The organism is Bacteroides sp. MSK.20.82, assembly GCF_019052485.1.
Taxonomy (GTDB): Bacteria; Bacteroidota; Bacteroidia; order Bacteroidales; family Bacteroidaceae; genus Bacteroides; species Bacteroides thetaiotaomicron.
Map to the genome: position 1 here is coordinate 155045 of NZ_JAHQUN010000007.1, position 16301 is coordinate 171345.

The window sequence follows — 16301 nt, forward strand, 5'->3', positions numbered from 1 at the left end:
TCTTCTATATCCCTACTTTCGCATCAGATAATAACCAATTAAAATTATTGAACGATGAGAGATGCGGAAAAAACAGTAGGGAACATGATTGATAAGCTGAAAACGGCCTTTATCGGTTCCATAGACAGTGAAGGATTTCCTAATATGAAAGCTATGTTACAACCCCGAAAGAGGGAAGGGATAAAGACGATTTATCTGACTACAAATACTTCGTCAATGCGTGTGGCCCAATATCGTGAGAACAATCATGCCTGTATTTACTTTTGTGATACGCGGTTCTTTAGAGGGGTGATGCTGCGCGGTACTATGGAAGTGCTGACCGATCCTGCCAGTAAAGAGATGATATGGCAGGAAGGGGATACGATGTACTATCCCGAAGGAGTGACGGACCCCGATTATTGTGTTTTAAAATTTACAGCGATTTCCGGAAGGTTTTACAGTAACTTTAAGTCGGAAAGTTTCGCTGTTGAATAGAATCAGTAATAATGGTTGAACAACCCGTAATTTATCTACTGTCAGATGTATGTTTCTTCCTTAATTTTGTACTGTAATAAAATCAATTCAACTATTGATCTTGTTATTGATAAGTATGGAGGTATTGAGTTTAATAATTAAAATAGTGCATTTATGGAAACAGTAAGATTGAACAACGGTGTTGAAATGCCGATTTTAGGCTATGGTGTATATCAGGTAACTCCTGAAGAGTGTGAGCGCTGTGTGCTGGATGCTATTAGTGTCGGTTATCGTTCTATTGATACTGCACAGGCATATTATAATGAAGAAGGAGTGGGTAATGCAGTCAGGAAATGCGGTGTACCACGTGAAGAACTGTTTATCACAACGAAAGTATGGATTTCGAACGGTGGATACGAAAAAGCAAAAGCTTCTATTGACGAATCCTTGCGTAAGCTCCAAAGTGATTATGTTGATTTGTTGCTTATTCATCAGCCTTTCAATGATTACTATGGTACATACCGTGCCATGGAAGAGGCTTACAAGGCCGGAAAAGCTCGTGCCATTGGTGTCAGCAATTTCTATCCGGACCGTTTCATTGATCTGGCAGAATTTTGTGAGATTAAACCGGCGGTGAATCAAGTTGAAACACACGTCTTCAACCAGCAAGTGAAACCGCAGGAGATTATGAAGAAATACGATACGAAGGTCATGTCATGGGGGCCATTTGCAGAAGGACGCAATAATTTCTTCTCTAATGAAGTATTGAAAGCAATCGGAGAACAGTATGGAAAATCGGTTGCACAGGTAGCTCTGCGCTTTCTTATTCAGCGTGATATCATCGTTATCCCGAAATCGACTCGCAAGGAACGCATGATAGAAAACTTCGATGTATTTGACTTCACCTTGTCCGTAAAGGATATGGAAGAGATTGCCGGACTCGATAAAAAAGAAAGTCTGTTCTTCTCCCATTATGACCCTGAAATGGTTAACTTTCTGATTAATTTATAATAGAGGGAATATGTAGGCGGAAGATGTTTAGAAAAGAATCGTCAGGAAAGATTAATCTCTTCTGACGATTCGGAATATTGGAACGTAGCGAAAAATGGAACTTTATTATCCCGATGTTCTCCGTATGTTTTGTCTATTTGGGTATGAGGCTATTTTTATATCTAATGTTAGTTATCCGGTAATTGTTAAACTTAACCTTGCTTTTATTACTCCGGACAGAATCCGTTTTTATAAAACAGATAACTTTTTTCTATTGCTTCGGCTGTATCAGCTTCTAATGCATATAGTATTTCCCTGCAAAATTCCAGTTGTCCGGTTCCGTTAGCGGTTATGATCTTTCCATCTCTTACAGCTTGCTGATCAACGTAGTTCGAATCACCTGTATATCTCTCTCCGACATGTTGTTTCAGATAATCGATTGTATTACTCGTATGCTTTACGTTATTGAGAAATCCATGCATAGCAAGGAAAACGGAAGCATTGCATATTCCGCCAACCACTTTCTTATCTTTGATAGCTTTTTCTACCAGCGGGACTATTAATTCAGCTTCTGGTGAAAACCAGCTCATGCCGCCAATTAATATCAGACCTGCATAATCTTCCGGCATATCTTTCAAATCATAATCAGGCAATACTCTGAATCCCCCTATTGAAGAGACAGGCTCTTTGGTTATAGACAAGGTTTTCACTTTATAAGGAACAGGACTTCCGGGCATAACACCCTGATTTAGACAGGCAGCTATAAATGCGCCTTCCCAGTCGGCGAACTCATTTAATAATACAAAAATTACTTCTTTCATATATCATTCTATTTTCTTTATGTATGCAAAGGTGCTATTTAAAATTGAATAACCCAGATGATGCAGTGAATTATTATCTTTTTTATATATGACTTTATAGGTCTGATGTCCGATGGCGGGTAACAGAATGTTTAAGATATCCGTCAGTCTTAGTCGTAGACTGTAGCTGTTAGCGATCTTGGTTTCGTGTAATGCATAAAAAAAAAGTCTTTGATTATCAATGTAATCAAAGACTTTTTTACTTTCTTAAGAAGCGGTGCGTACGGGACTAACACATTTTACTATTATACTGATAATCAATAAAATACTTATTAAAAATATATTAATGGTATCATATTTATATCATCTCCGCTTATTTTCTTCTATAATTTTATGCAGTGCTTCTATCTGCATCATCGCACCTTCATAAGCTGCTTTGTAGTTGACATTCGCATCAATATCCGTCTCAATCATATTCCCTTTGCCAGTACAAAGCCACTTCACATTCAATTCCGGGAACTTATCCACAATACGAGCTATTATATCAGTTCCAATAGCCCCCTTCCCGTTCCTTATGGAATTATAAATGTATCTATTTGATAATTCACAATAAGCCTCAAACGAGTTCTCGCCTTTGACAACTCCCTTATCACGTGCATACCTTGCAAATTTTCGTAATCTGTCAATAGCCCTTTCTTCCATATCAAATAATCTTTTGACTTATTATGCGTAATGCTTGCCACATCCCCCTTATTTCTCTTCTCTCGACATCTAACTGGCCATGCTTGGGGTTATCAGCCTTTAAAGTCAGCACATTATCCAAGAAAAGACTGTTTTTTAATATCCGCTTGACTGAAAGTGTTTTCCCATATACAATACTCACAACTCCTGACGCGCTTTCCCACAAACCTTCTTCTATTTTGCGAGCAAGAATTTTAGCTCCGTCCGGTATAGTTGGCTCCATGCTGTCACCACGTACTTGAAAGACCATATAAGAATCATCAAGCACTTCACCTTCTTCCGGCATGACACCATAAGAATCAATTTCATAAGCTGTATTATATAAGCTTTCGACAAATGAAGCCGCAGCATCCATCGGAACATATTTTACTTTTACAAGAATATCTTGAAGATAAGGAGCTACTTTACTAATCGTAGAGTCTGATTGCATTCTTGCATTTTTCAGAGCATCCCTAATATCCTTCTCCGAAGGTTCTATTTGTCCTGATGGAGTCTTTGCAAACAAACCTTCTCCAGTATATAGCCATGCTCTGCTCACATCATACTTCTCACAAAAAGCATCAATTGTTTTTTTACTTGGCAACTGAATCCCTTTTTTTATACTGGTAAGGGTTGATTCACTGGATATAATATTGTCTTTCTTTAATTTATATCCACTCAAACCACAATATGAAATTGCTTGCAAAAACCTTTTTGAGAGATCACTCAATTTTTTATCGTCAACTTCTTGCATACTTCATAAATTAAGTAGTATATTTGCATCCGTAATAGTAGCAGTATTACCACATAAATTGATTAAACATCCTACTTGGAGTTTATATATAGAAATCCGTAAATAGCTGCTACCTATTTGCGGATTTTCTTTTTCTCCACATTGTGTAATCGGCGGTAGGCCGCATAGCGGAGAGACAGAGGGTTACACTCTTACAACTCAATACTGCGAAGGGCGTGCGATATTGAGAGGCAAACGAAACCGGGATGCCTGCACAGCTACAAGTAAGCGAAAAATCCGGGAAGTCGGGTAACTTGTTAATGCCCGGCCAGCTAAGAACGGCGTACTTATACGAACGAGACATTTCTTATGCTGCATATAGCAAAAACGGGAAACCGTCTAAGGGCTAACTATGCAGCAATCCAGCACCTTACCGAATGAGATCGTCTTTTACTTCTTCAATTATTACAATACTAATAGAACGACATTACTTTTTTTTCAGAAAGCTTTCTTTTTACGCAAACCTCACTTGTATAACATTTTATAAACCAACAACTTACATTAAAACATGTTTTATAACATACGAAATACTACAAATTTTAAGAAGTATTTTATTGTACTTCTGAAAATATGAAGTATATTTGCAACGTCAAACAAACAAAGAGTGTAAGTTTGAACAACAAGAAAGCTGGCGACTTCAAAAGCCACTTACTACATATCTCATTGGCAAATGTAGTTGTTAGCTTTCTTTTATGCAAATTTTTTGTGGAAAATTTAAGTATAAAATAGAAAATAATATGAAAGTAACAAAGAAAGATATTCTAAGCATTAAAGCTGGTTCTTCCAAAGTAATGCAGCTGGATTCTTACAAGGATTGCGTCAATGCAAGAAGCTACGCCTATCAATTAGCTTTTACTGATCCCCGTGAAGACGTTGAAAGATATTCAATATCCATCGACAAAGATAAAAATCAGATAACCATCGAAGCGATAAAGAAATGAACCGTTCAGATGCCAAAATGATTGCAGAAGAACTGCACAAGTTTATTCGCAATGATGTGAGAAAGGCTGTAACTGAAATGGCGACTGCTGAAACCGAAGAGTATTTGAATGCCAAACAAGCTGCTGTATTTCTCGGATGGAAGTTGCAAACCTTATACAATCGAATACATGATATTCCTCACACCAAAAATGGCAAGAGTCTCATTTTTACCAAATCAGCTTTGAGAAAATTCATGGAAAGAAAATAATCCCGGACGGATTTGGCCGTCTTTCCGGGAACTAACAAAACGTTCTTTGACATATTGTATAGTCTGAACAAATAAAGACTTAAAACAAGGTTTACTGCTTATCTAAAGGGCGAAATAGACCGACAAAGTAGCCAAAGCGGATTAGTGAAAAGAGTGTGAATACGGACTGCCAATAAGAAGATGCAGCACACGAATCACTAAGTTATCAAAAACAACTTATATTATGACAAAGTAAACGTAGGGCGTTTATAAATACATTCTTAACTGAATAGATACTTTAAATGATATATATACCCGTGCTTCGCAAGAAGCGGTCACCGCTAAAAAGCTACGGCCAACAATCCATCGGAACGCGGACGGGAACACATTTTAAATGCTAAAAGTATGAAAGGATTTACAGAAATGACCGATCAAGAGATTCTTGCGTTAACGGAGGAAGATGTACAGAAATTGATTAAACTCCGCATGATGGAGGAAGGTATCAAAATCATGGATAAACCCAAAATTCCCGAATTATTTGAAATTGAGCCTGCTGATATTCAGTACTTCTCAATTCCGCTTTTGGATGGTTTTGCGTTTACTGACATTAATGAAGCGACTAAGGTTGCTGAAATTCTGAAAAGCGCGAAGTCATTGCGAAAGGTTGATTACGATTGGAATAAACTTGGGAGTGATTACAAGTTCCTTAAAAAGAGTGAGAAATACAAGTTTAATGGGAACTCTGATTTTGACATCATTTCAGGATGGGCTTATTCGGATGAACTATATGCTAAGATTTCAAACTTTGCCGCACAGAACAAGGTTATGAAAGAACAAGCAGCAAAAGACCAAAAGGAATATGACGAAAAGATGCAAGAAGCGTCCGGCATCATCTCGGAGATAAGCGGATGGGTTAAGGAGGTCAAAGTTAAGTATGAGCGATTGAATAGGCTTACTTACAAATTCGCTACTGACTATTATCCCCTTTCCGATCACAATGAGGATATGGCAATGAAATTTATGGCTAAAGCCTATTCTTTTACAGATAAAGAAAAAGAATACATATTACAGAATTACAAAGAATTACTATCCACAAGTGATGAATAAGTTTTTTAGTTAGTTATTGGCTCCTTGCTTGCGAAAGTAGGGAGTTTTTTGTAAAACTCCAAATTCATTATATGAGTAATATAGAAGATACAATTTACGATCTGCCAAATGAAGAATACCACCGTGGAGAAAGATTCAAAGATTTCCTAAGTAGTACGCAGATTAAAGATTATATGGTGTCCCCAAAGTTTGCCCGATACAAGGCATTGCACCCAGAATTATTTGAGATAAGTATTGAAGCCTCTGAAAAAGGTTCACTGTACCATGATGCAATGGAAAGCCTTGTTAATACTGGAAAACTTGACAAGTGGCGAAACAACCTTCTTGTATTTGAGCCGCCTATAAATCCTAAAACCGGCTGTCCGTATGGACGAGACACCCAAAAATATCAGATTGCACTAATAGAGTCCAAAGAATCAAATCCCGGTAAAACATTGACAAGCACAACCGATATACAATTGGTTGAAACAATGGTTTATGAGCTTCTTAATAATTGCCGGGACACCTCCAAACAGATCAGGCAGATATTAAAATGGGGAAAAGCCGAAGTCAGCCATTTCGTTGAATACGAAGGATGCAAGTTCAAATATCGCCCTGATGTGGAAACGGCCAAGAAAATTGTCGACTGGAAAACATTGGCGGTTGATGATCTTCATGAAGAAACAGTTAACCGGACTATTGCCAAATTTCATTACGGTATTTCGGCAGCCTTCTACCAGTTTTTTGAACATGAACGTACTGGAGTATGGAAGGAGTTCTACTGGGTTATGCAACAAAAGATAGCTCCCTATGACGCAGTATTTGTCAGTGCAGCTAACTGGGCTTTCCATTTGGAAGACGGAATTGTGAAAATGGGTGCAAGTGCATTGGCATTCAAGAAATTGTTAGACCAGCATGTTTACTGTACACAAAACAATGATTTTGACGGTGCACAGATATTTATTCAGCCGGGATTCAAAGGGCGAAGAATAATGGTGCCGGACACACCTGCATTTGAAAAGAACAAGATGTTTAACTTTTATAATAATCAAGAGCAATGAGTAAAACAGAGAATCAATCCCCCCAACAAGGGAACTTGGGAATGGAACAACACAATGCTCCTTCACCAACAAAAACAGAACCGGTCTCCCCAACACCTTCCACACCACAACCGCCCGTTCCTTCTGCCCCACCAGCCTTTCCAGTACAACTGAAAGGATTGGAAAGTTGTTTTATCTCCCCTAAAAAGGCATTTATAGCAGCTGGTGGCACAGAACAGCAATTTGCCCGTGAAGTCAATTTCGCTATGCAGGCAATGTTGAATAATCCTTATTTGATTGACTGTGCCCGGCAATATCCCGATCATCTTGTCGAAGCAATCAAAAACGTTTCTCTTACCGGTCTGACACTCAATCCTGAACTAAGATTGGGGTATCTTGTACCATACAAAGGCAAAGTGAAGTTCCAAGCTTCATATATGGGGAAAGTTGATATTTTGATCCGCACCGGCGTTGTAAAAGATATTTATTCTGATTTGGTTTATGCTAATGACGAGTTCAGCATGACAAAAGGTACCGGTGGCACTATCATCCACAAACCCAATGTATTCGGAGAACGTGGTGATCTTCTTGGAGGCTACTATTTTGCAGTCTTGACTTCCGGTGTTGTAAAATTCGATGCAATGCCCAAAGCACGTATTGAAGAAATAAAAAGTCGTAGTGAGGCTGTCAAGAAAGGCAAGCAATCTCCGTGGGACACAGACTTTGAAGAAATGGCTCGAAAAACAATCGTGAACTGGGCTTTCAAATTCCTGCCCAAAACCGGCATTTCAGATTCCATGATTAAAGTTCTTGAAACAGAGAGCCAGTTGGATGATGAAATGTTTGAAGACTGGAAAAAGGCACAAGGTCAGAAACCGGACGATTTTGAGGAAGACGATACTCCATACGCAGAAGAAGTCAAGTAATGGATTCATGTGAAAAAATTAGTAACAGTATCACAGCGGCTAAAGAACTGATCGAAAATGAAACACGTTCTTTGGCTGCTTTACATAAAGCAAAACAGCTTGAAAAAGAGCTTCATAAATCCGGCAAGTTGTTTCGTATTCCTACAATGAACGGAATTATAGAAACAACCTGCCCGGAAAAATACATAGAATACAATAACCAGTTTAAAATCAAATTAAAATGAGAACAGTAACAGTTGAAGTGCCCGAAGGACACATGGTAAAAATCGTGAAAGAAGAAAGTATGCAACCTACTCAAAAAGTTACGGGGGGGGGTAAATTTGAATTTGAGGGTGAGACATTCATCCCCGGTGACGTAATTATCAATCCGAATCGCGGAGGGGGCAGCATGATGATTCTCTCTGAAATTAGAGAAGAAAGGCCACTCTCTTTTTTACCGGCAATTAAAGTACCTTTCGGCCTTGTCGCCTATGTTCTTTCCAATGATGAAGGTGACAGAGTTTTTGTAAGACTCACACCCGAAGCTGGTATCGGAGGCATGAAGGGATTCCGTAAAGCTACGGAAGAGGAAAAGGCAAAGATGCTTGCCGCCATGAAGGAAGAAAAACATTACTCCTTCAATTTTGAGAAGTTACAGCCTGAATATATCCCGACTGTCGGCGATGTTGTTATTGTATGGGATGATAATAGCAAAGAAAATGCGGTAGTCGGTGTTATGAATGAAATGGATAAAACAGTCAGGCCATACAAGATAAATGATGGTACTTGGTATGGGAACTGCGACAAGTTCGTTTCAGAAGAACAATATAAAAATTTGATTGATGGGAAAGAGTAAATCTAAATCGGGGGGGGCGAGAAATTACACTCCCCTTCTCACAGCTCGCCCAAAGGGAATGAGCTACCAAGAATATCGTGAACGCAGAGCCTATCAGAACGCATGGTTGAAAGAGCGACTGAAAGGCTTTATTTGTTATGTATCGTCTGAACTGGTTGTATATGACAAAATAACGGGATTACCCCGATTATTCAATCATCGTACAGATGATATACACAAAGCAAACATAAGGACTAACCCACAGCCATTTGTCGGTTCTGCCCGATATGGCTTAAAACCTTTATGATATGGATAAAGAACTATTTAAAGATAAGAATCCATTGCTTCGCAGACAAATGTTGGAAGACAATTGCGCAGCAGTTGAAAGAATTACCTATACTTCTCCTTTCAGCGAGGAAGAAATGGGTGAACGGAAAACGGAGTTGGCAAATATTGACCTTGACATGGCCGCACTGGAAGAAGAAAAGAAAGCTTTCATGCAAGCATACAAGGACAAACTGAAACCTAAAAAGGAACGTAAAAAAACGTTGCTTACCGATATAAAACGTGGTTATGAGGAAATTACGGATGAATGCTTTAAGTTTATGGATCGTAGCACCCGTACCACCGGATATTACAATGGTAATGGCGATTTGGTTAAAGAACGTCCGATGGAGGCACAAGAGATGCAAAAAACGGTCTTCGAGGACATTGAATCTACTGGTACGGAGGGATAAGCCATGAGAAAAGAAGAACTTATCAAGCAAGTAGCCGAATCAACCGGTATTGCTATTTGCGAAGTCCGAACAGTTATAGAAGCAGCATTGAAGGAAACCGTGGATGCAGTAGCTAATGGAAGAACTCTTTATATCAGAGGTTTTGGTACACTGTCACCCAAACACTATAAACGAAAAGTTGCTCGTAACATACACAAAAACGAGACTATTGTCATAGCGGAGCATTATACTCCACACTTCAAACCAGCCAAATCATTTAAAAACAGAACTAAAAATTTGTAGAACAACATGGAAAACGAAAAGATGCAAGTGAACTTTGCTCCGGGTGTGACCGAAGCAACCCTTAGAGTTATTGAACTTCACGAAGAAAATGAGTTACCGGTACTGGAGCCTGATAAGGTAGAATTAGCCGGAACAATTGGAAGTGTTCATGAATTTCTCTTGAAAAGAATCTCTGAAAAAGAACAGATCAATCAGAAACGTTGCTATATTCTTGTTGATCGGGAGAAAATGACACTTAAACTTGTCACCAATGAAACTGACAGTAGGAATAAAGCTACTGTAAGAGGTGAGTTGAAATACTATCCCAAGTTTCTTGAATTTGGTATTAACACAAGCAAGACATGGGAACCGGTGCAGCTTTCAAAGTTCTTCAAAATGAATCGTGCCTTCTTCAAGGATGCACAATACAACATGGAACTGGTAACAGTCTTGAAGAACTTCAAAGCCAGCATTGACTCAAAAGTGGAAAACTCCCGACAAGACAACGGTAGTCGCACTGACAATTACAGCCAAGTTGTCAACTCCAATCTTCCGGCCTCATTCAATCTTATTGTCCCGATTTTCAAAGGTCGCCCTGCAGAAGAGATTGAAGTGGAAATCATTGCAGATGTGGACGGGCGTAATATTCGATTGTCCCTTTGCTCCCCTGGTGCAGAAGTGATAGTGGAAGAGGAACGCAACAAGGCCATTGACGAGCAATTATTGTTGATCCGTAAATTGGCACCGGATATTGCCATTATCGAACAATAACAATGAAGACTGTAAAGAAATACTGGAAGCCGGTACTTGTCGTATCGGCTTTCTTCATTGGCAACCGCGTATTCAATCACATAAATGCGTGGTTGGGAATTTCAATAATTATGCTGACAGTAGCATTTATAGTTTATAATATCATTAAAAAAAAGTAGAAAATGAAAAGAAAGATTGATTTTTTGATTGTGGCACTATTTGCCGTTGTTTTGTTTGCTTCATGCGAAAGAGTTGCTCCCAATTATGCCGGTGTCCTTATGGAGAACTACGGCAAACAAGGGAAAGAAGATTTTAAAATCGTTGCCGGTAAGGTATCTACATGGGAATTAGGCACAGAGCTTTTTCAAGTTCCGCTATTCGATCAGCGCGGAGAATTTTCTGATCCAGTCACACTAAAGGCAGCCGACAATACAGAGTTTACAGCCCGGCCAACTTACTCTTATAAAGTAATGAAAAACAGGGCTATTGATATTGTATTTGATAACAAGCATATTGATAAGGCTGACACCCCATCGGGAAAAGATGGCTTTATGCAATCATTAGAAGATAATATTTTGGAGCCACGTATATATGATCTTATCAAAGAAGAAAGTCGCAAACATAAAACAGACAGTCTGATGGCTGACGGTGGTTCATTGGTATTTGAAAAGAGACTGGAACAGATCGTTGATAAAGAATTTGAGAAACGGGGATTGCAGTTGTTGACCTTCTCCGCACAATTGGAATTTTCAAGAGCTGTCCGCGATAAAATAGATAGCCGTAACGAGGTAAACACTAATATTTCGGTACTTGATCAGAAGATTGAAGAACAAAAGAAGCAAAACGAACTGGAGCAACTAAAAACAGAACAAGCTTTAATTGCGTCCCGTGGACTCACCCGTGAGATTTTATATAAACAATTTATAGACAAGTGGGACGGGAAGACACCTCTATATGGCATTGCTCCTGAATTTTTAAAAATGACAAAATAATATGCTGACATTTCAACAAAGAAGAGATACGATATTGTCTCAATTTGCACAAGCAAAAGCCGATTTGGAAACACTTAATAGTGATATTGATGCAGAAATCGAAAAGAATAAATCTGTTATTTCTACACTAACTTCTAAAAATACAGAATTGGCCTCTTTAAAAAGTAATAATGAAGGCTCAATCAAGACTTTTGCTAAATTCCTAAAATAATAATTATCAACCCGATTAATAATCAGCTTCTCCCGGTGTGGCTTGACCGCCTATCCGGGAACTATCATGCCTCACCTTTTTTCTTCTCTTTGCAAGTCGAGTCGAGTACGCTGCATACGCTCCACGACGGTAGATACTACAAAGAGTCTTTTTGTTCATGTAAAATGCCTCTATTGTAGAGGCAAACGGATAAGTGGCGAAATCGGAAGACGCTTAGTTTCTGTGGTAAAAATGCACGAATAGCATCACGAGTCAGGTAATATGCTATTAACACTTGACATACGTACAAACGGAAGCAGAAACGAAAATCCTGATTGCAACAGTTCCCGGTTCGAGTCCGGGCTTATCCACATAAATCAATCATTATGAAAGTTGAAATCCCCGACTATTTCCTAAAATCCTTTATCCGACATTTTGAAAGGATAACCGAGAATTGTAAAGCTTCACCTTCTGACATCAAGACCAGTGAAGCACTAAGGCTTGGAAAGAAAGATGTAATTAAGCTCAAAAGATTTATAAACAAAAAAGTATAATTTATGAAACGAAGGATCATAGGTATAGATGTTGGCAAAAACGGTGGAATTGTAGTGTACGACACCGAGAATAACAAATTATTGGAGTGTATCAAAATGCCACCAACTCCCAAAGACTTATTAGATTTTCTCTCCATATACAAAGAAAATAGCGTTTGTTATTTGGAACGAGTGAATGGCATGACCGGACAAAGTGCTTCTGCCTCTTTTGTTTTTGGAGAAGGTTACGGACAGCTGACTATGGGATTGATAGCTTGTGGGATTCCGACAGTAACAGTATCTCCACAAACTTGGCAAAAAACTATAGGATTACGAAATACAGACAAATTGGGTAAGACAGAATGGAAAAACATCTTAAAGAAGAAAGCCCAACAGCTGTTCCCGTATGCAAAAGTTACATTGGCAACTTCGGATGCTTTACTAATATGTGAATATGGTAGAATTAAAGAAAAGGAATAATGGAAAAATTAAAAAAATGTAGCAAATGTGGCCGGGAACTTCCGGTCAGTGAGTTTTGGAAAAATGCTTCAACCGAAGATGGATTGCAGACATATTGTAAAGAGTGCGGTAATGTTTATGCCAGAAACCGTAAGAAAACTCCGGGAGGGGGGGGAATTTGAAGAAAATATATTCCAATCCTGAATTGGCAAAATTTTCTCCACGGGAACTTATCGCAGAATTGAAAGCACGTGGATATACCGGAGAATTGAAATACACCCAAACAATATCATTATAAATGGAAAAGTTACGTCTATTGGTTACAACCAAATGTCCGAACAAATGTCCTATGTGTTGCAACAACTCATGGGATTTTTCAAAATTACCAGTTGTTGAGCACTTTAATTACAAAGAGATCATGATAACTGGTGGAGAACCACTTTTGTTTCCTGAAAAACTGGCAAATTTGGCTGAAAGTATCAAAACCGTTCAAAAATTGGCCTATGGCAATAAAGGAAAATTATTTCTATATACGGCACTGGCTGATATGCTCCCCAATTATATCAGATACTTCGATGGAGTTGTTTACACTCCACATTCTGTTAATGATGTTCATAGTTTATTGGAGGCCAATAATTTTTTGTTGGATTACAAAGATGAACTTATGGAAAGTAAATCTCTTCGGCTCAATCTTTTTCCTGATATTAAAAAGCATATTCCTGACAACACAGACCTTTCGTTATGGAAAGTAAAAGATATGCAATGGATCAAAGATTGCCCGGTTCCGGCTGATGAAGAGTTCAAAAGAGTAGCTGAATTATGGGAGGTGGAATGATGAAAGATGTAATTACCCCCCCCCCATACACAACATCTCTATCCTTATCGCTGGTCTTTAGAAGATGCTGTTTTTACTAAAGATAAAGGAAAGGTATTTTCTTGTTTTGCATGTGGCGGTGGCTCTACTATGGGTTACAAAATAGCAGGTTACGATGTTATTGGCTGTAATGAGATTGATCCACGAATGATGAAATGCTATGAAACAAACCATCATCCCCAGTATAGTTATTTGGAAGATATTCGTGATTTAGTGAAAAGGAATAATCTTCCCGAGGAACTGTACCATTTAGATATATTGGACGGATCACCACCTTGCAGTACATTTAGCATGTCGGGATTACGTGAAGATGCGTGGGGTAAAGAAAAGAAATTCAAGGAAGGTCAAAAGACACAAGTTTTAGACACGCTCTTTTTTGATTTTATTGCACTTGCCAAACGCTTAAAACCTAAAGTCGTTATTGCTGAAAATGTGAAAGGACTTCTTTTAGGGAATGCGATTGATTATGTCAGACGTATATACAAAGACTTTGAGGAAGCTGGTTATTATTGTCAGCATTTTCTTCTTGATGCTTCTAAAATGGGAGTACCTCAAAAAAGAGAACGTGTATTCTTTATATGTATCAGGCATGATTTGGGAGTCCATTTCCTAAAAGTTTCAGACCTCTTCAATGTTGAGCCATACATCGACATGGAATTTAATGAATCGGAAATATATTATGGGGAATATGCGGATTACAAGGGAAAGCCTATTGGTGTAAAAATGAGAAAGTTATTTGAGCAGAGAGTGGCAGGAGATATTGCTTTGGCAGAGGCCTATAAGAAACAAACTGGAAAACGAGGCTTTTTTAATCAACAATATCTATATGAGAACAAAGTAAGCTACACCCTAACAACTCATGCAGACTCAATTATTCCTTTTAAGCAGCCTATATATTTATCACGGTCAGAAGTATGTAATATATCCACATTTCCACAAGATTATCATTTCCTCAACCAATCCCCACATTATATCTGTGGAATGAGTGTACCACCCGTTATGATGGCGCACGTAGCCTCACGAATATGGAAATATTGGTTATCTAAATTATAAATCAAATGAAATCAGAAGAATTAGCAACCCAGTGGTGTCGGGATCATCCTGATGCAACATTGGAACAAGCATTCATGGCCGGATTAGGCCATAAGATGAATATGAATAAGGATTCTCTTTCTGCAAGGAAAGACAAATTCAGAAGTGAAGTCCTCATGTATAGAGGGAAATATCCTGATGATATGTTGAAGGACTTTTTCGAGTATTGGACTGAATGCGGAGGACGGAAAATGCGCTTTGAGAAGGAACGTACATTTGAAGTTTCCAAACGTTTAGTCAGATGGTCTAATAATGATTTTAACAAGTATGGGAAACAACTTAATTCAAGTCAACAGCAATCTCCCGGCAACCGAAAAGAAAGCGTTGAAAGACTTGCTGACCTTGCAAGCGGAGTATTACAAGGGATTGCACGTAAGTTCGATTAAAGAAGCTGTTCTCAACACTCCTAACCTACCACTCTCCGTTATAAGAAAAGAAATCACATTGGCTGGCGCAAGAGCCATACTGGTAATTGCGATTAACGAGCTTGTGTCTTTTTTCAATGTTGGAAAAACGATGAATGATGTTCAAGTGGCACTTACCGCTGATCTAATAATAGACAGATTCTATTATCTCAAATTGGAGGAAATCAAATTGTGTTTCCGTAATGCTATGGCTTCCGGTAAGATTTACGATAGACTGGACGGTAATATCATTCTCGGCTGGTTAAATGAATACGATGCACAGCGTGATGAAATTGTTTCTTCTCTTTCAATTAATGAAGCCCATGAACAAAATAATAACAGCACTGGAATGTTCTACGGAGAATATATCAAACATCTAACTGAAAGATCGGAAAATGGAGATGAAGAGGCCAAAGAATTATTGGAATCCCATCAATCATTCATACAAAGGATGAAATCAAATGATAAAGAAGCCGCTTTCAAAAAATGGAAAGAAGAATATTATGGAAGAACTAAGAGACAAACTACTTGACTGGGCGAAACAATTTGAAACACCTGATTTTATAAAAGATGATCCTATATTTTTTCCACATAAGTACAATGATAAAAAGGACATAGAAATCAGTGCCTTTCTTACTTCATGGATAGCTTTCGGGAATCGCAAACTGATAATGCAGCAAGCAGAAATTTTGGATAATCTAATGGGTAATTCTCCTTATGCCTTCATTATGAACAAAGTATGGGAACAATACAAAGAAAATACAAATACCTTCTACCGTATGTTCACCTACCATGACTTCTTCTGCATTTGCCAGCGGTTGTACAACATATATCAGGAATGGGATGATTTGGAAGTATTTTATGAGGGTTACAACAATGTTATCCGTGAAATACAAACAGATTTTGGTGGCGTAAAAGGTATTCCAAAATTGGAGCGTGATTCTCCATGCAAGCGTATTTGTCTGTTTCTACGGTGGGTAGTACGAAAATCGCCGGTGGATTTAGGTATTTGGAATATTATTCACCCGACAGAATTATACATACCATTGGATGCACATGTTGCAAAAATGGCACACCAGCTTGGGATAACAACACGCAAAACAGAGGACTGGAAAATGGTTCAACAAGTAACCAATTACATGAAAACAATTTTCCCGGATGATCCGTGCCGGGGAGATTTTGCATTATTCGGATATAGTATTAACAATAAATAATTTAC

At 38.4% G+C, this 16301-nt stretch carries 26 protein-coding genes; 22 read left to right on the forward strand and 4 right to left on the reverse strand.

The genetic code is table 11. The annotated features are described in order from the left end of the window. The first annotated feature begins 54 nt into the window (after positions 1 to 54). Together KTR07_RS09305 and KTR07_RS09310 are read left to right on the forward strand one after the other, a co-directional pair. Positions 55 to 474, forward strand: a complete 420-nt coding sequence (locus KTR07_RS09305) for a pyridoxamine 5'-phosphate oxidase family protein (RefSeq protein ID WP_008764905.1) — start codon at positions 55 to 57, stop codon at positions 472 to 474. 153 nt (positions 475 to 627) lie between these two features. Further along, positions 628 to 1464: an aldo/keto reductase gene (locus KTR07_RS09310; RefSeq protein ID WP_011107747.1), complete on the forward strand. Its 837-nt coding sequence runs from the start codon at positions 628 to 630 to the stop codon at positions 1462 to 1464. Between the two features lie 206 nt (positions 1465 to 1670). On the opposite strand, the gene KTR07_RS09315 is transcribed toward KTR07_RS09310, so the two are convergent. The 3 genes from KTR07_RS09315 to KTR07_RS09325 form a co-directional block, all read right to left on the reverse strand. Further along, a complete protein-coding gene (locus KTR07_RS09315; protein WP_008764908.1) occupies positions 1671 to 2264 on the reverse strand; it encodes a type 1 glutamine amidotransferase family protein in 594 nt (197 codons plus the stop codon). A 342-nt stretch (positions 2265 to 2606) separates the two neighbouring features. Continuing rightward, positions 2607 to 2945, reverse strand: a complete 339-nt coding sequence (locus KTR07_RS09320) for a hypothetical protein (protein WP_004326694.1) — start codon at positions 2943 to 2945, stop codon at positions 2607 to 2609. Position 2946: 1 nt separating this feature from the next. After that, positions 2947 to 3717: a LexA family transcriptional regulator gene (locus tag KTR07_RS09325; RefSeq protein WP_007846648.1), complete on the reverse strand. Its 771-nt coding sequence runs from the start codon at positions 3715 to 3717 to the stop codon at positions 2947 to 2949. Between the two features lie 776 nt (positions 3718 to 4493). Here KTR07_RS09325 and KTR07_RS09330 point away from each other — a divergent pair. The 13 genes from KTR07_RS09330 to KTR07_RS09390 all read left to right on the forward strand — a co-directional run bounded on the left by KTR07_RS09330 (position 4494) and on the right by KTR07_RS09390 (position 11741). After that, the gene (locus tag KTR07_RS09330) at positions 4494 to 4697 is read left to right on the forward strand and encodes a hypothetical protein (protein WP_004326696.1); all 204 of its coding nucleotides are present in this window, start codon (positions 4494 to 4496) and stop codon (positions 4695 to 4697) included. Beyond that, on the forward strand, positions 4694 to 4945 hold the full coding sequence (locus KTR07_RS09335) for a helix-turn-helix domain-containing protein (protein WP_004326697.1): 252 nt from the start codon (positions 4694 to 4696) through the stop codon (positions 4943 to 4945). Before KTR07_RS09330 ends, KTR07_RS09335 begins: the two co-directional genes overlap by 4 nt. 384 nt (positions 4946 to 5329) lie before the next feature. Further along, entirely contained in the window at positions 5330 to 6031 is a 702-nt protein-coding gene (locus KTR07_RS09340; RefSeq protein ID WP_007846647.1) for a hypothetical protein, read from the forward strand. Between the two features lie 71 nt (positions 6032 to 6102). Further along, entirely contained in the window at positions 6103 to 7071 is a 969-nt protein-coding gene (locus tag KTR07_RS09345) for a PD-(D/E)XK nuclease-like domain-containing protein (protein ID WP_007846646.1), read from the forward strand. After that, positions 7068 to 7976 carry a recombinase RecT gene (locus KTR07_RS09350; protein WP_004326700.1) on the forward strand — a complete coding sequence of 303 codons (909 nt, stop codon included), beginning with the start codon at positions 7068 to 7070 and terminating at the stop codon, positions 7974 to 7976. Before KTR07_RS09345 ends, KTR07_RS09350 begins: the two co-directional genes overlap by 4 nt. Beyond that, a complete protein-coding gene (locus tag KTR07_RS09355; RefSeq protein WP_004326701.1) occupies positions 7976 to 8200 on the forward strand; it encodes a hypothetical protein in 225 nt (74 codons plus the stop codon). The genes KTR07_RS09350 and KTR07_RS09355 overlap by 1 nt, the downstream gene beginning before the upstream one ends. Next, a complete protein-coding gene (locus KTR07_RS09360) occupies positions 8197 to 8811 on the forward strand; it encodes a hypothetical protein (protein ID WP_217291303.1) in 615 nt (204 codons plus the stop codon). Before KTR07_RS09355 ends, KTR07_RS09360 begins: the two co-directional genes overlap by 4 nt. Beyond that, a complete protein-coding gene (locus KTR07_RS09365; RefSeq protein ID WP_007854448.1) occupies positions 8798 to 9097 on the forward strand; it encodes a hypothetical protein in 300 nt (99 codons plus the stop codon). Before KTR07_RS09360 ends, KTR07_RS09365 begins: the two co-directional genes overlap by 14 nt. Before the next feature lies 1 nt (position 9098). Then, entirely contained in the window at positions 9099 to 9527 is a 429-nt protein-coding gene (locus KTR07_RS09370) for a hypothetical protein (RefSeq protein WP_008673371.1), read from the forward strand. A gap of 3 nt (positions 9528 to 9530) precedes the next feature. Next, positions 9531 to 9809 carry an HU family DNA-binding protein gene (locus tag KTR07_RS09375; protein WP_004326704.1) on the forward strand — a complete coding sequence of 93 codons (279 nt, stop codon included), beginning with the start codon at positions 9531 to 9533 and terminating at the stop codon, positions 9807 to 9809. Positions 9810 to 9815: 6 nt separating this feature from the next. Continuing rightward, a complete protein-coding gene (locus KTR07_RS09380) occupies positions 9816 to 10559 on the forward strand; it encodes a hypothetical protein (RefSeq protein WP_007846642.1) in 744 nt (247 codons plus the stop codon). Positions 10560 to 10720: 161 nt separating this feature from the next. Continuing rightward, positions 10721 to 11530: a hypothetical protein gene (locus tag KTR07_RS09385; protein ID WP_004326706.1), complete on the forward strand. Its 810-nt coding sequence runs from the start codon at positions 10721 to 10723 to the stop codon at positions 11528 to 11530. Position 11531: 1 nt separating this feature from the next. Continuing rightward, the gene (locus tag KTR07_RS09390) at positions 11532 to 11741 is read left to right on the forward strand and encodes a hypothetical protein (RefSeq protein ID WP_004326707.1); all 210 of its coding nucleotides are present in this window, start codon (positions 11532 to 11534) and stop codon (positions 11739 to 11741) included. Positions 11742 to 11756: 15 nt separating this feature from the next. On the opposite strand, the gene KTR07_RS09395 is transcribed toward KTR07_RS09390, so the two are convergent. Beyond that, complete coding sequence (locus KTR07_RS09395) at positions 11757 to 11900, reverse strand: hypothetical protein (RefSeq protein WP_155520064.1); 144 nt, start codon at positions 11898 to 11900, stop codon at positions 11757 to 11759. A gap of 377 nt (positions 11901 to 12277) precedes the next feature. Between KTR07_RS09395 and KTR07_RS09400 the strand changes: the two genes are divergently transcribed. From KTR07_RS09400 to KTR07_RS09430, 7 genes are all read left to right on the forward strand, one after another. Beyond that, complete coding sequence (locus tag KTR07_RS09400; RefSeq protein ID WP_005794319.1) at positions 12278 to 12733, forward strand: hypothetical protein; 456 nt, start codon at positions 12278 to 12280, stop codon at positions 12731 to 12733. Next, entirely contained in the window at positions 12733 to 12894 is a 162-nt protein-coding gene (locus KTR07_RS09405; protein ID WP_005794321.1) for a hypothetical protein, read from the forward strand. The genes KTR07_RS09400 and KTR07_RS09405 overlap by 1 nt, the downstream gene beginning before the upstream one ends. 116 nt (positions 12895 to 13010) lie before the next feature. Further along, positions 13011 to 13547 carry a hypothetical protein gene (locus tag KTR07_RS09410; protein ID WP_005794323.1) on the forward strand — a complete coding sequence of 179 codons (537 nt, stop codon included), beginning with the start codon at positions 13011 to 13013 and terminating at the stop codon, positions 13545 to 13547. A 129-nt stretch (positions 13548 to 13676) separates the two neighbouring features. After that, entirely contained in the window at positions 13677 to 14639 is a 963-nt protein-coding gene (locus tag KTR07_RS09415; protein WP_007846641.1) for a DNA cytosine methyltransferase, read from the forward strand. A gap of 5 nt (positions 14640 to 14644) precedes the next feature. Further along, complete coding sequence (locus KTR07_RS09420) at positions 14645 to 15064, forward strand: hypothetical protein (RefSeq protein WP_007846640.1); 420 nt, start codon at positions 14645 to 14647, stop codon at positions 15062 to 15064. After that, positions 14946 to 15614, forward strand: a complete 669-nt coding sequence (locus tag KTR07_RS09425; protein WP_117700611.1) for a hypothetical protein — start codon at positions 14946 to 14948, stop codon at positions 15612 to 15614. Before KTR07_RS09420 ends, KTR07_RS09425 begins: the two co-directional genes overlap by 119 nt. Further along, positions 15586 to 16296, forward strand: coding sequence for a TIGR02757 family protein (locus tag KTR07_RS09430; RefSeq protein ID WP_007846638.1), 711 nt, complete (start codon positions 15586 to 15588; stop codon positions 16294 to 16296). The genes KTR07_RS09425 and KTR07_RS09430 overlap by 29 nt, the downstream gene beginning before the upstream one ends. Positions 16297 to 16301: the final 5 nt, after the last annotated feature.